Here is a 14,853-nt window from a genome sequence, read left to right on the forward strand (position 1 = left end):
ATCGGGTTTGATTCAGCGGACGGTGCCGGTATCATCATTTCAATCCACGCACTCACGAAGAGTGCGATGCGATGTGTATGACGATTATGCGCGGTTGCATCGATTTCAATCCACGCACTCACGAAGAGTGCGATGTCACGGCTGACGTCACATTGGTCGACGGCGCAATTTCAATCCACGCACTCACGAAGAGTGCGATGGGCTACGGTAAGGCGCTTCTCGACATGGTGCCGATTTCAATCCACGCACTCACGAAGAGTGCGATAGCACGAATGTAGCGATCAGCCGGAAACAAATCATTTCAATCCACGCACTCACGAAGAGTGCGATCCACAGCCGACCATCACGTTCCTTGCCACTCTTGATTTCAATCCACGCACTCACGAAGAGTGCGATCGGGATTAGCGGTTAGGATGAATGGAGCGGAGGGATTTCAATCCACGCACTCACGAAGAGTGCGATGCAATACCAGATACTAACGCAGATACTACGCAGAATTTCAATCCACGCACTCACGAAGAGTGCGATACCAACAGGCCCTACTCGCCGGAAACTTGGACGAGATTTCAATCCACGCACTCACGAAGAGTGCGATCTCACGAACCCGATTGACAGTATCCCTCTTGCCATTTCAATCCACGCACTCACGAAGAGTGCGATCGAGAGCGATGATATTATTAGTCTGATGTTCTATTTCAATCCACGCACTCACGAAGAGTGCGATCGTACCGCATGGGTCGCCAAACGTAAGCCTGTCCGATTTCAATCCACGCACTCACGAAGAGTGCGATCACGGACACGAACACGATGGAGTGTTGGTATCGATTTCAATCCACGCACTCACGAAGAGTGCGATTGGAGCTTTATCGCCCGGCCTTGCTCAAAAAAGCATTTCAATCCACGCACTCACGAAGAGTGCGATAGCCAATTTCGACTAAAAAAACACCTAAAATAAATCTAACAAACAATATTATCCATCTAAGTATGACAACGACTAGATTTACTATCAAGTTAGATGACTATTACCGAAGAATCGAGTGCGAACCTTTCTAGAAAATTCTGTGCACTACATGTTCGCACTCACTAAAAACAACTTCCCATTTAAAAAATGAGAGGTCCTTCCAAATCTAAAGATTCTTTCGTTCCATAATGTTCCACTTTAGTGGCATGATGGTTGCCTAAACGATAAAATCGGAGACTGTCTTTATCCGCATCCACAATTTCTTTCAATCGTAATTTCAAAGTTGTAAATTCTGTCTGATCAACGATACATTCAAACACACTGTTCTGGACTCGTTGACCATATTGCTGACAAACTTTTGCGACTTGTCTGAGCCGTTTCGTGCCTCCAGGTGAAATCGTGTTGACGTCGTATGTCACTAATACAAGCATACATTCCCCTCACTTATACAAGAAAGTAGGATACTCTTCTAAATCTCCTCTAAGGTGTCTAGCTAACAATAAAGCTTGCGCATAAGGCACGAGCCCCCACATCATTTTTTCTTTTAAGTAAGGGTGTTGAATCGTCTCTTGTTTTTTCTTCTGCCAAGACGAGAGAAACACTTTGCGTCCTTCTTCCGTCATAAGTACAGCTCCGTTTTCCTTTTGAATGAAATGCTTCGCTTGAATGACCTTCATATTAATTAATGAAAGTACAAATCGATCTGCATAGATTCCGCGAAGTTCTTCCATCAAATCAAGCGCCAACGAAATCCGTCCCGGACGTTCTCGATGTAAAAATCCTACATATGCATCGAGTCCGACTGCTTCGAGGGCCGCTCCAGTATCCCTTGCTAATAAACTATAGGCGAATGACAACATCGCATTCACGCGATCAAGAGGTGGTCTTCTCGAACGTCCCTTAAACATGAAATCATCTTTTTGTTGAAGAATCATGTCATCAAACAGTTGGTTGTAATGAACCGCTACTTTCCCTTCAAGTCCTCGCAATCTCTCCAAATCTTCACATTCCCGAATTTCGATTAGTTTTTTTGAGAAATATGCGGAGGTTTCCTTAAAACGCGTAATGTCAATTCGCATCGGATAGTCACGAGTCATCCTTTCAAGTATCCATTTTTGGTTGTATACTTTTCCGAGAATAAAATTCCGGGCGAGTTTCGCTGATTGAAGTTCGCAGTCAGATTGTCGGTACTGCGTTTTGCGTAACACAACATTGCCTTTGCTTTCGCCAATGACACGTGCTAAAAACCGACCGTTCTTTGTCATAAATGTCAGAGGCACATTGTTCCCAGCGCAGTATCCCATCAGTGCAGGACTTGCTCCCGTGTATCCAAATGTAACGATTCCCTCAAGGTTATGGAGAGGCACTCGGCCTAAAATTTCGTCGTCTTTCTTTACCACTACATTCCCGCCATCAAGTGCCAGATATGCATCCGATTGGTTAACGAATAATGTATTCAACATTTTTTTCAATCCCGAAGTCTCCTCTCCATGTACTCACTGACACTCTCTCGAACCATCAATTCTGGCAAGCAAATATTTTGGAGCGAACAACTTTTACAATGGGGTCCGGTTCTTACCTTCGGAGTGTAACGCCGCCCATAATAGTCATTCATTTTTCTAACGATCTTCTCAACTTCATGTTTCAGACTTTCTGATAATAGGACACGATGACGATGCTTCGTTTCGTTGTAGTACAAATAACCTTCAGTAATTTGACATAAAAACATTTCCTCAAGACAAATCGCTTGCGCAGCTAACTGAAGCTCGTCTTCTTTTCCTACTTTCGGTTTCCCGCGCTTATACTCGACGGGAATCGGACGATACAGACCAGGGTTTCCATATAAGGAAACCCCAGCTGAATCTTCGACAAATTCAACCACGTCACACTGACCGCTAATATTTAATGTCTCTGACTTAATTGCCATCCCTCGCACAATTAACTTATCTTTCCGCTTTTCACGTGCGGATGAATCATCCGCCTTTTTGTGCAAATTCTGCCCTTCAACAGTTCGAGAGTTTTCTTCCCATTGTTGTTCGATGTGAATGAGTGCCCACTGTCGTGGACAAAATTGAAAGTGTTGAATACCTGACAACAACAAATAAGAATCGTCTTGTTTATAATCCATCTAAAATTTCAGGCTCTAGGCCATCGAGTAGAGCAACATGAATTTCATAATCCGAAAAGTCTTTTGGCTCTTCTGTCGTTGGTTTTACCGAAATAGAACGATGCACTTTCGCAGATGAATATTGTCCTAATTTCGAACTATGTTCCCACCAATATACTCTATGCACTTCCATGCTTCCTTCAGGACGAGCAGAAGAAGCATCATTTTCAAACAGTGTGACCAGTACCTGTTTTAATTTTTCTGCGTCTTCTTTCGTAAAATTCGTCTTTTCAGCAAGTTGAGTATTGATACTTCCATTCAACACATACACTCCGTGATCAACGCGATGTTTCATTCCCATCGTGTCAGAGCCACGTTCTTTCCCACTCTCAGAGTTTACACTTTTTGTAATCTGCATACTCGTAATATCGATTGGGGCGACGCTTGTTGCCGTGTGTATGGAGACGGGTCCTCGCACACCAATAGACACTCCAGATTTCTCTCCTTTAAACGCGAATACCTGTCCGAACGAACGAACGTCCATCCAAGTCGCACATGCTTCTTGAGCGAACTGGTCACCCATCCCTTTTCCTTTCATTAATTTCTTCAGCTCTTCATTTCCCTCAGCGCGGTCCCGTAAACTTTCGTAACTATCTGAACGTCGGTCATTCGATTGTACAAAAATCGACTCCCCCATATCTTGAAGGCGGTTCCGAATCTTCCGCTTAATGGCTACATCTGATATCTCCCCGTACCCATCGTAGTTTTGACGAGGCCGGTTACCGTTGAGCGGGTCTCCGTTCGGGTTTGCTTTTGAGACAGACAGGATAACGGTAAAATCAATTTTGTGGTCTAGTACGTTCATGCTTCAACACTCTCCTCATTAGATAAGTTGCCTTCTTCACGTTTTTGGTACAAATCATGTCGTTGACTATAAAAACCTAGCAGGTACATTCCCGATAACGGTTTATTCGTGAAGTCACTCGGGTCAAGTTGTGAGCCCACTTCATCAATTAGCTTAGTAACATAAATCGCTTCCCATCCGAGTTTGGCTTGGTATGGTTGAAGTGCACTTTGAATTGTCATCCATGTGCGAGCAGGCTTTTGCGAAAATGCATTCATATAGCGTATTGCGTTGGTTGCTCGGTTTTCATTTTGTTTTTTTAATGCTTTTCTTTCTAAGTAATCAGCCAATGCCAACAAACGGCCGAATAGGTAATCGCGATTCTTTAAGTCTCGGTCTAATGCCACGTTCATCCCTTCTTTCTTGTTAATCATTCCACAGGCAATTTGTAGCGTTTTCTCCCATTCCCAGTTCTCCATACCAACCGGATTCGATGCCCGCTGAATCAGACTGCGTCGAATATCGTCCGGTATGACACGACCATCAATGACACAAGGAAGCAACCGTTCGACCGTCGCTTTAATTAGCTTTTCATTGGCACGTGGTCCATAAGCCATCGTCGCTATGTCATTCAACGCTGGTGCGCCCATGAATACTCGTCGCTTTTTCTCACAATCAACGTACGTATACTCCCACGGATACTCCGTATGCCAAGTCAGCAGCCGCTTAAAGTATTGTTCTTGATCAAATGAACGATAATAAAGAATCGCCAGACGACCTGTCGTTGCCGCATCCAGTATTAAAATATTGACTGTTTGTCGAGGCAACTTTCTCTTATAGCCGATGAGCGCGTCAGAAAATGCTCGTGCACCATCTTGGTTCGTATCGAATACTTCTTTCTCTTCCACATCGTCAAACAATGCAGCAAGTGAGAAAGTCGAATCAACTGCACTTGGCATTTCGGTTACTTCACTCCCCCAAACCAAAAAGACACGTTGATCAATCAGTTTTCCTTGTCTTTGAATCAGCCATTTTAGTGCATTGTGTGCTTTTTGCGATACTTCATAACTAATCGTCGCTGCTTCAAAGGCTTTGTCAAAACGACCACGAAATGTGAATCCGCTACTGTCATTTGCAGAGATGAGTTTCGCTTTGTCGCCAGCATTTCGAATTTTATTCGCATGTTTGGTAGAACCAACTTTTTGTTCTCCCGTCACAAAACATAATGTAGAGTTCCCTGCTTGTTCAGCATAGTAAGCGATAAAAGATTGATAAAACTCAGAATCTCGCCATGGCTCTAGGTTCAACTGTTCAGATGAATGAACATGGAAGCGGATAAATGCTCCTTCAAGCCCTCCTGTCACAACAGAGTAAATCAAAGGCTTTTCCTCTTTCTCTTTCCACGTCCATTTCAACGTGCCATCCGTCTCTGTAAAAAGTACTTTCTCGTTCACTAAATCTTCAATGAGTCGTCCCTTTTGTAAGTACGTATAGATACTCTTCAACCGATCAAATCCATGAGAGGATTCAGACCATTTTTTCAGGTTATCCATGTACACTTGATGCGCATTGTCTTTTTTATACACGCCGCCAAATGCTTTATAGTCACCAGCTACGTAAGGTAACTTGTCGTGTAGCGGATAAGGAGCAATGACACTCCCTGCTCTGCTAGATGAATCTTCAGTGCTAGGAATTAATGTGTTCCCATGACCTTTCTCAATCATTTCGGCTGAGTGAAATTCACCATCAGGTGTTATATTGACAGTGATATGAGCCGTTTGTGTCGTATGAGAAATCGGAAGCAACGTGAACGTCTTTCCTTCCCAACGACTTTCTGATTTACCTACTTCATCGAGATGTTGATTGTATGTCTCGTATAGCTGTTGCCAAACGCTCATTCCATCACCTCCTATAATTGATCATGCAACGATTCTACTGACTCAATCGAACCTTCTGTAAATAGTTTGGCGTGCATCTTTTTGATGGGTTGGACAAGGGAGCAGTCTTCTGGTCTTGTGAATGTAATCACCCCATTTTTCATCACTGGATGCCACAAGCGAACTGCAAGTTCATTTACCCCTGTCTCGTCGGGATAATTGAATCCGTGAACCATGGTTCCAAAATGAAGATCCACTCCATCGTAAAAACCTTCTCCTTGATCAAATTCAATGGGCTCTACGTACGCTTGGCATTCTCTTGCCCCTAGGAAAATATCTCTTCGACCTCCCGCTTCCAGCGAACGTTTAAGAATGGCATAATGCTTTCCTTCATTTCGATCAAACGCTAAATCAGGACGGTGTGGATTGAATTCGAAATGCGCTCGAACGTGATAGCACACGTCCCGCAAATACGTGTAGTGAGCTAGAGAATTCCCACCACTATACTCAATGGGCCGCATCCCCTTCGATTCCATTTTAATCGGTTTCATAATCCGAATCGCATCGACAACCATGACAATCGTCGGCTTCCAATAAATCGATTCGACAATCCCTTTGATTGCTTGATAGGTGGGGATTTGATAGGACATTTTTTCGCCACCTAACTTCGTCAATGGGTCTGTAAAGAGGGCGTAATCCCCATAAACTTTAAACTCAATTGAATTTCGCATAACTCTCTCCTCTCATCACATGATTAACCTTTGCATCTCAGAATCTTGTGATAGATTTAATCCATATTGTTCATCGTATGCGGTTGGTTGCAGCACGAGCAATCGACCATCTAGCAAAGAAACAATCCCCCCACTTTGCTCAAGTGCTTGTCGTTCATGGTTATAAATGCTGATCGTATATTGTTGAGACTCTTTTAACCACTTTCGGGCATCCTCCCAATTGACGTCACCATTCAGCAGTGCAATCAATTCTTTTCCTTTGTCGCCATAGGGCACCAGCACATCATCAGTTAACTGTTCAATGACGTGAAAGTTGTCAGCAACCGTTCGATGTCGTGCTACTAGTAACAGCGGGGTATCACTAATGCGATGCCGATTTTTCGTCCCTTCAAACAACATCGGGGCCAATGTTTCAGTCGAACCTTTTACCGCGTAATCCAAATCCACTTCTCTGAGTTGATAAAACTCTTGGAAGTATCGTCGCATCGCAAGCGGGGATAGTAACTCTCCACCGTAAGCGGTTGAATCTCGCTCTAAATCGACAACCAATCGTTTAACAATCTCCTGTCCTTTTGCAATGTCCGTTAATTTGGAGACACTTTCCTCAACGTGATTGATTAAGTAAACCGTTCGCCGTTCTACCTCACCATGTCGATTGCAACGTCCAGCGGCTTGAGCGATTGAGTCGAGTCCTGCAAACGAGCGAATGACACATTGGAAACTCACATCTACCCCCGCTTCAATCAGCTGGGTGCTAATACAAATCACTCGTTTACCGGTATCAAGTCGCTTATTGATTTTTTCTAAAATGTACTTTCGATGAGCAGCGCACATCGATGTGCTCAAGTGATACACTTCATCTTCAGAAAACGATGCTTTCAATGATTCGTATAACCTACGGACGACCGTTTTTGTATTTAAAATGATCAGAACACTTTGATTGGTGATGACCTTATCTTGCACGAATAAGCCGAGTCGATCCGTATCAAAACCGTCAGATAGAACTTCAATCTCTGTTCGTTTGAACGCTTCAACCACAACCGGCAAATCTTGAATCATTTCTCCATCACTTGTTAACCGGTGTTTTACAAAATCAAGTGCGGGTTGCGTTGCCGTACATAAAATCACGCTCGAACTTAGTCCGTTTTTTAAGAAGTTTAACGATTCATTGAATAGCGATACGCATTTGGTCGGAACTTTTTGTACTTCATCAAAAATCACGATGGCTTCACTTAAATGATGAAGACGACGCGTGTTCCGATTTCCTTTCGCGTAAAACGTGTTTAAATATTGAACCATCGTCGTAAAGATAATCGGGGCGTCCCAGTTATCTTTTGCTAGATTCAATTTCGACTGTAAATTCATCTCATCTTCAGAAACGTCATCTAACTGCACGACGTTTGAATGGTGTTCAACGATTTCGTTCGTTTTTAAAACTGCTCGCGCGACCTGGGCGTTCTGCTCAATAATCGTAGTGAAAGGAACAACGTAAATAATTCGTCGTTTTTGGTAATGGATAGCATGGTGAAGGGCGTAACGGAGACTCGCTAACGTCTTCCCACCTCCCGTCGGAATCGAAAGTGTATAAATTCCACTGGGTTGTTTAGCGTGATGCATCGCTTGCTCGGACATCTTCTGTCGCAACGCGTTAATGGGGGAAACAATTGATGAGGTGCTCAATCGCGTTATATGTTGTTCTAAGCGCCCTTTATAGACAGTGAGGTAATCTGTTAAACCGGAATCAATTTTATTTTCCTCAAACTGTCTCGTATTCGTTCGATCTGCATCAATCAAAATACTAAAGATTAACTTGGTGAGAAATGATGAATTCGGTACTGTAGCACCGATTCGTTTCAAATAGCTCCATAACTGTCGATGGGCAACTTCGACGTAATCATTAAAATCGACTTCTGAAATGACTTCGTCAAAAAATCGCTGTTTACAAACCTCATATTCTTCGAGTGTTTTCACTTCTACTCGTTGAAGAAAAGGTGAGTCTTCACCTTGGACATAATCATGGAGATTTCCATGATGAGAGATGATTGCATTACTTACAATCTCAGCTAATAATTGCTTCGAAGATTTCCCTTTTAACGTATCGAATAATAAGCGTCCACCCGCAGTAGCATGGTCTACTTCTCCCCGTTTCACTTTCTCACCCGACACAGCTCGGCGTATGTAATGTTGAAATGCATCACTGTATTTCCCCATGTCGTGAAGCAAAGCGGCAAGACCGCAGACATTGCTAAGTCCAAGTGGTCGTCCCCAGTCTTCTGCCAGTATTTTGGCATCTACTAAATGTTGACGAACAGATTGAATTACCTGATCATCTGAACGGACATGTGCAATAAACTCCACATAATCACTCCTTTCATAGCACTGAATAATTTCCACATGTTAGGTGTTATCACCTTCAATATTATTACATTATCTTACTTTAAGTGATTAATTTTTCTTATCAGGTCAAACAAAAAAAGCGACTTTCGCCGCTTTTACTTATTTCATTCGCTTCACTGTCACATACTCTTGTAACAGGAAATTGATTTTATTGACTTGATACGGTTGTACATCCTTTGACGCTTCCACATACTCCTCGTGTTGCGGATGAGATGTATCGTTTAAGATGTCTTGAATCATCTGATTCCCAGCCATTCCTCCGACATCTTCAAACGGCGTCTCTCCTTCCCACTCTGTCACCATCGGATATGGATACGGGTAGTTGTCGACGACTTGTTCAAGCGTTAGTTGATGTTGCCACTCCTCGCCATAGTCGTACGTATAGTAGAGTGTTTGATGAGACTCGATAACACTCGGAAGCTTCACGTTTTTCATATCCCGAACCGTCACTTGTTTGAAGCGTTCTAATAGGCCCTTTTCAAAATCACTCAGTTTTGACTGTTCCTTCAAATGTGCGAGGCGACTTTTGTGTTCATACACTTCCTCAGGGTTTAACACGAACCGGAGCGTCGGCTTTCGTAAATCATCTTCGAACTTCGCCAAGTGTGAGTCGTCCCACCACATCACGATTTGAATGGCATCATGAAGTCGTTTGAAGTTCGTCTCGGCCGGGATGATAAAGCGGCGCCATACGGGGGTCGGGCTGTCCAATAGTTTTATTTGAAATTGATATGCTTTAAACATAGATTATGATCCTCCTAGTTTCGTTTTGGCCGTTTCACTTGAACGTGACAAGCCGACAACCGATTCGCCCATTTTTTGTTCATGTAAATTGGATTTTATTCCCTCTTCCTGAAAATGAAGCAACCAATCTGATTATTATATGGTATTATTTGTATAGTTTGTTGAATCGAATCGGAGGCCTCTTGATGAAAAACATACTTGTCTGCTGTATCACCTGTCTCATGATTATAACTTCGTCCTTCACCTTTACAATATCAGTTGAAGCCGCAACAAAGAAAGAGAATCGTGCTATTATGGGAACGTCGGCATTAAAACCGCAACAAATGGCAGATTACGTGAAAACGAAAAACCCTAAGAATGTGCGTCTTCATGGCACGACGGTTGAAGAACTCGCCAAACTGTTCATCATTCTAGGTGCCAAAGAAGGCGTCCGCGGAGACGTCGCGTTTGCACAAGCTTTGAAAGAAACCGGCTACTTTCGCTACGGCGGAGACGTGCTTCCGAAGCAGCATAACTATTCAGGAATCGGCACGACCGGTAAAGGTGTCAAAGGTCATTTCTTCCGTTCCCCGCATCAAGGAGTGCTGGCTCAGATTCAACACCTGAAAGCCTATGCCTCAAAAGATAACTTGAATTCGACGCGCGTCGACCCGCGTTTTCATTACGTAAAACGGGGATCGGCGACGACATGGCCTGCCCTTCATCGCAAGTGGGCGATGCAACCTTCAGGCAATTACGGCAACGAGATTCTCTTTATTTATAAAGAGATGGGACAGACAAAACTCCGCGTCGCCAAAAAATGAACGAACTATAATGACTTACAGGGGTGAAAGATAGTGACTTGCCATCAAGTACGGATGTATAGCGGGCTCGCGCTTCTCGTTGCGGGCATCGCTTTACTCCTCAAACGCTAATAAGCATCCGAGCAAATGCTCGGATGCTTATTTTAGTCTCACTTGATGAAAAAACATGCTTCAAAACAAATCCGGTCTTCTCCTGAAGCATACGCTGTCAACGTGCCGTCGTGTAAAATCATGATTTGACGGGCAATCGACAGCCCGAGCCCGTCCCCTGGTGTCTCGCCACGTGATGCGTCCACCCGATACGTCCGGTCAAACAAATGGTCAATCGACGCAATCGTCCGGGGTGTCGTCTCATTACACAGTCGCCATAAGACATGTTCGTCTCGTTCAACGAGTGTCAGTTCAATCAGTCCATCCGGTGCCGCATATTTCAATGCGTTCGACATCAAGTTCTGAAAGACGCGAATCAGTTGGTCTTGATCAGCTTCGACGTATAAGTCAGGCTGCACATTGACCGACACACGATAGCCCGCCTCTTCAAACAATGGACCCATCTCGTGGACGAGTTGGGTCGTCAACAGACTGATGTTCATTCGCTGTTTCGAGAGCGTCACTTGTGACGAATACAACCGGTTCACGTCCATCAACTGATCGAGCAATCGTTCGAGCTGGGCCGTTTTCTCATTCAACACGTTGAAATGACTCCGTTCGACGTCCGTCATGACGCGTTCGCTTTCAAGCAATTGCAGATAGCCGCGAATACTCGTCAGCGGTGTCCGTAAGTCGTGGGACAGGTTTGAGAACAGCTGGTTTCGTTCCTCTTCATGGGCCCGTTCCCGCTCAAACAATTCTTTTAACTGAGCGGACATTTGCGTGACATTCCTTGCGAGGGATGCAAGTTCGTCCTGGCCTTTCAAGTCCACGGTTCGATCAAGATCCCCGTTCGCAATCTGTTTAATCTCATCTGATAAATATGTGATTTTTCGTAGCGTGGTTCGCATCATCAATGAAAAACCGATCACAAAAATGATAATCGTAATAAACGTCACGCTCAGAAATGCCAGATTGGACGTCAATGGTTCCGGCGTGGTTTCATTTTGAATATAATACATACTGATCGAGTAGCCCATGATTAAAAACGCGATCGTCGCGATGAGTGCATTGATTAAGATGATTCCAATCAACTTGACGAGTAATCGGTCCCACTGTCGCTGTCTCATAACCGGTAACCCGCGCCCCAAACCGTCTTGATATACGACGGTTTTCGTGGTGTGTCTTCAATCTTTTCTCGAATTTTAGTGATATGCACCATCACCGTATTATCGACCTCGAACGCATCTTCGCCCCACACGGCCTCATAAATCTGTTCGACCGTTAGCACTTGATTCGGATGTCGCATGAAATAGGCAAGAATATCAAATTCTTTCGGCGTGAGACGAATCAGCGTCTCGCCTTTTTGACATTGTCTCGTCTGCACATCGAGCGTCAACTCTTGAAACATGAGTTTTCCAGATTGGGTCGCTTGATCGGCCCCGTAGTCACGATAACGTCGGAGCAACGACTTGACCCGAAGCGTCACTTCGAGCGGATTGAACGGCTTTTTCATATAGTCATCCGCTCCGACAGAAATCCCTTGCATCAAATCAAGATCACTCGTTTTAGCCGTTAGCATCAAAATCGGCATAAACTGTGTCTTCCGAATTTCGATACATGCGGAAATGCCGTCCATGATGGGCATCATCCAGTCTAAAACGAGCAAGTCGATCGGTTCATGCGCGACGACGTCGAGCACTTCTTGGCCCGTCTTCGCAAACCGAAGTACATACCCTTCATTTTTTAAATAAATCGCGAGCAACTCGCGAATGGCCTCATCGTCATCCGCAATCAAAATGGTTTGTTGTGACCGCATGTTCTTCCTCCTTGCCAGGATACGCGTTACACGTATGTTTATGAACGACCTCATCAGTCGTCTATGTTAAACCTAGCGTAGCATCTTTTTTCTACTTCTGTTTAGTCAATCTGTCTATTGGTTATGAGTATAGCGCGGGGATGACAACGATTTCTGTGGGACTTCTTAAGATTTCTTAAGATGACGCTAAACACTCCTTACGTTTGTCAGGGGATACTAGACAAAAGTAAGGAGTGAACGAATATGGAATTATTGACGCAATACGTGATGCTCGCCGTCGGCATCATGTTTACCCCACTATCAGACGACGTATTAATGATTACCCATCTGACCGTCGCGCCTTCTGGTTGGGCGCTCTTCTTCACGACGTGGGTCGTCTTCACGCTCGCGTTCAGCTGGTTTTATCTTGTCGGTCGCGGCCTGCATCACGTGATTCCATCTTCTACGCGTGATTCCCGTTATTTGAATCGGGCGAAGGCACTTTATGAGAAGTATGGATCACGGATTGTCCTCATCTCTTATTTCATTCCCGGCTTGCGCCATCCCATCCATTACGTGGCCGGTTTCACATCGCTCAAGTTTCGGACATACGCACTTTACAATGCCCTCTCCGCTTTTCTATATACCGGAGCTTGGTTTATTGTGATTCGCTTAGCCGGCTATGTGCCAATGTTTCAGCAACTTCAAAACTGGGTCTTGTCTTTCTGACTTAATGGCCTCGATACTTCCCGAGTGCACGCATGTTGAGCGAGTAGAGCACGCCCGCATAGATGACGAGTCCAAGTAAATATGGCCAGATTCCGGACAAGCCGCTCCCGTACACCATCACTTCTTTGATGGCGGTCGCCCCGTAAAAAATCGGCATGACGTAACTCAAATTGCCGAGTCCGTATGGAATCAAGTCGAGCGGAATTAACCCTGAGAAGAACACTTGCGGGATAATCGTGAACGGAATCATCTGGACGACTTGAAGTTCAGAACGGGCGAACACCGAAATCGTCGCCCCGAACAAGACGGCCGTCCCCGCCATGAGCAGCATCGCCAACATGACCCACGCCATATTGCCGACCGAGGTCAGGCCGAGCACGTAAATCGTATAGAGCACGATGATGACCGACTGCACGACGGCGAACACGCCGTAGCCGAGCGTGTAGCCCAAAATGACCTGTCCCCGTTTGATCGGCGTCATGAGGAGACGCTCGAGCGTGCCGCCGCTCCGTTCTTTCACGAGCGCCATCGCCGATAAGATAAAGACGAAGAAGAACGAGAACAGCGACAAGAACACGTAACCGAACGAATCGAACGTCGATTGCCCTTCTTCCCCGTATACATAATTCATCTCGATATCAGCCGCCGGATTCAACGTCGACAGCGCCGTTTGCATCTCTCTTACCGCCTTCGAGGACTTCGTCGACGGTTCCCGGAGTGTGATCGTCGTCCCTGCCTGCGTCGCTTCGAACACCGCATCGACGTCTGGATTGTCTTCCAAGTATCCGAACGGGTCGTCGACCGTGTCCAACCGGACATCGAGTGTCTCGGCTTCGAACGCCTCGACGAGTTGCGTTTGTACGTTCTCATCAAGCACGACGACCGGCACGTAATCCGAGTCACCGAGGAGAAAGTAAACGAGCGTCAAAATCAAGAGTGGTGCGATCAAAATCAAGGCGACACTCCGTTTATCATTGAGCGTCTGAAAGATGACGCGTTTCGCCAAGTTACGCATGATCCGTCCCTCCTTCTCGACCGGCGATGAGGAACAGTTCCTCGACGCGACCGTTCTCCGTCTGATCTAACAGATGCGGCACGGTGTCGTAAGCGATCAAACGGCCGTTATAGATGAGCGCGGCCCGGTCACACTCGAGCACCTCGTCCATGACGTGCGTCGAGACGATGATCGTCGTCCCGCTCGCCCGAATCGCTTGAAACTGATCCCAAATCTGACGGCGTAAGATTGGATCGATTCCGACCGTCGGCTCATCTAAAAACAAGACGTCCGGTTGATGCAGGATGGCGATTGCGAGCGAGAGCCGCTTTTTCATCCCGCCCGAGAAATTTCGGACGAGTTTCTTGCGGTCGGCCGTCAAATCGACGAGCGTGAGCACTTCCGTGATGCGTTGTTGGAGCTTCGGTTTGCCGAGCTTATAGATGGAGCCAAAAAACTCAAGGTTCGCCTCGGCCGACAAGTCATCATACAATCCGTCGTTCTGGGGCATGAAGCCGATATTGTGGAGCATGCCCATGTTCGGCATCTTTGTTTCGCCGATGCGAATCGAACCTTTGTCCGCGGCCAAGGCACCGATCATCAGCCGAATGAGCGTCGTCTTCCCCGAACCGGACGGGCCGAGCAGGCAACAGATATCGCTAGAATTGATCGTGAAACTGACACGGTCGATGGCAATCTGTTTGCCAAATGATTTCGTGACGTCGTGTATATGGATATCCATGGGCCTACTCCTTTTTCACGTCATCCTATATTCCAT

14 protein-coding genes and 1 CRISPR repeat array are annotated in these 14,853 nt (G+C 45.5%); of the genes, 2 read left to right on the plus strand and 12 right to left on the minus strand.

The annotated features are described in order from the left end of the window. Positions 1-36: 36 nt before the first annotated feature. Positions 37-922: a CRISPR direct-repeat array (repeat unit 32 nt; unit sequence ATTTCAATCCACGCACTCACGAAGAGTGCGAT). A 179-nt stretch (positions 923-1,101) separates the two neighbouring features. The 8 genes from cas2 to DI14_RS09330 form a co-directional block, all read right to left on the minus strand. Then, positions 1,102-1,392, minus strand: a complete 291-nt coding sequence (cas2, locus tag DI14_RS09295; protein WP_034807860.1) for a CRISPR-associated endonuclease Cas2 — start codon at positions 1,390-1,392, stop codon at positions 1,102-1,104. Positions 1,393-1,401: 9 nt separating this feature from the next. After that, complete coding sequence (cas1c, locus tag DI14_RS09300; protein ID WP_034807862.1) at positions 1,402-2,433, minus strand: type I-C CRISPR-associated endonuclease Cas1c; 1,032 nt, start codon at positions 2,431-2,433, stop codon at positions 1,402-1,404. Beyond that, positions 2,430-3,089 carry a CRISPR-associated protein Cas4 gene (gene cas4, locus DI14_RS09305; protein WP_034807863.1) on the minus strand — a complete coding sequence of 220 codons (660 nt, stop codon included), beginning with the start codon at positions 3,087-3,089 and terminating at the stop codon, positions 2,430-2,432. The genes cas1c and cas4 overlap by 4 nt, the downstream gene beginning before the upstream one ends. Continuing rightward, positions 3,079-3,933 (minus strand): type I-C CRISPR-associated protein Cas7/Csd2, encoded by an 855-nt coding sequence (cas7c, locus tag DI14_RS09310; RefSeq protein ID WP_034807865.1) that lies wholly within the window; start codon positions 3,931-3,933, stop codon positions 3,079-3,081. Before cas7c ends, cas4 begins: the two co-directional genes overlap by 11 nt. Continuing rightward, on the minus strand, positions 3,930-5,810 hold the full coding sequence (gene cas8c / locus DI14_RS09315; protein WP_034807867.1) for a type I-C CRISPR-associated protein Cas8c/Csd1: 1,881 nt from the start codon (positions 5,808-5,810) through the stop codon (positions 3,930-3,932). The genes cas7c and cas8c overlap by 4 nt, the downstream gene beginning before the upstream one ends. Before the next feature lie 11 nt (positions 5,811-5,821). Further along, positions 5,822-6,520 (minus strand): type I-C CRISPR-associated protein Cas5c, encoded by a 699-nt coding sequence (cas5c, locus tag DI14_RS09320; RefSeq protein ID WP_034807869.1) that lies wholly within the window; start codon positions 6,518-6,520, stop codon positions 5,822-5,824. Positions 6,521-6,535: 15 nt separating this feature from the next. Further along, positions 6,536-8,878 carry a CRISPR-associated helicase/endonuclease Cas3 gene (locus DI14_RS09325; protein ID WP_034807871.1) on the minus strand — a complete coding sequence of 781 codons (2,343 nt, stop codon included), beginning with the start codon at positions 8,876-8,878 and terminating at the stop codon, positions 6,536-6,538. Positions 8,879-9,016: 138 nt separating this feature from the next. Beyond that, positions 9,017-9,661: a plasmid pRiA4b ORF-3 family protein gene (locus DI14_RS09330; protein WP_034807873.1), complete on the minus strand. Its 645-nt coding sequence runs from the start codon at positions 9,659-9,661 to the stop codon at positions 9,017-9,019. A gap of 185 nt (positions 9,662-9,846) precedes the next feature. Here DI14_RS09330 and DI14_RS09335 point away from each other — a divergent pair, with 185 nt between their 5' ends. Beyond that, complete coding sequence (locus tag DI14_RS09335) at positions 9,847-10,464, plus strand: glucosaminidase domain-containing protein (protein ID WP_034807875.1); 618 nt, start codon at positions 9,847-9,849, stop codon at positions 10,462-10,464. A gap of 149 nt (positions 10,465-10,613) precedes the next feature. Here DI14_RS09335 and DI14_RS09340 read toward each other — a convergent pair whose 3' ends face one another. Together DI14_RS09340 and DI14_RS09345 are read right to left on the minus strand one after the other, a co-directional pair. Next, a complete protein-coding gene (locus tag DI14_RS09340; RefSeq protein WP_034807877.1) occupies positions 10,614-11,684 on the minus strand; it encodes a HAMP domain-containing sensor histidine kinase in 1,071 nt (356 codons plus the stop codon). Further along, positions 11,681-12,373 (minus strand): response regulator transcription factor, encoded by a 693-nt coding sequence (locus DI14_RS09345; protein ID WP_034807879.1) that lies wholly within the window; start codon positions 12,371-12,373, stop codon positions 11,681-11,683. Before DI14_RS09345 ends, DI14_RS09340 begins: the two co-directional genes overlap by 4 nt. A gap of 243 nt (positions 12,374-12,616) precedes the next feature. Between DI14_RS09345 and DI14_RS09350 the strand changes: the two genes are divergently transcribed. Then, entirely contained in the window at positions 12,617-13,081 is a 465-nt protein-coding gene (locus DI14_RS09350) for a DedA family protein (protein ID WP_034807881.1), read from the plus strand. Position 13,082: 1 nt separating this feature from the next. Here DI14_RS09350 and DI14_RS09355 read toward each other — a convergent pair whose 3' ends face one another. Beyond that, positions 13,083-14,096 (minus strand): ABC transporter permease, encoded by a 1,014-nt coding sequence (locus DI14_RS09355; protein WP_034807883.1) that lies wholly within the window; start codon positions 14,094-14,096, stop codon positions 13,083-13,085. Beyond that, the gene (locus DI14_RS09360) at positions 14,089-14,817 is read right to left on the minus strand and encodes an ABC transporter ATP-binding protein (RefSeq protein ID WP_034807885.1); all 729 of its coding nucleotides are present in this window, start codon (positions 14,815-14,817) and stop codon (positions 14,089-14,091) included. The genes DI14_RS09355 and DI14_RS09360 overlap by 8 nt, the downstream gene beginning before the upstream one ends. Positions 14,818-14,853: the final 36 nt, after the last annotated feature.

Source organism: Exiguobacterium sp. AB2, from assembly GCF_000696055.1.
GTDB lineage: Bacteria > Bacillota > Bacilli > Exiguobacteriales > Exiguobacteriaceae > Exiguobacterium > Exiguobacterium alkaliphilum.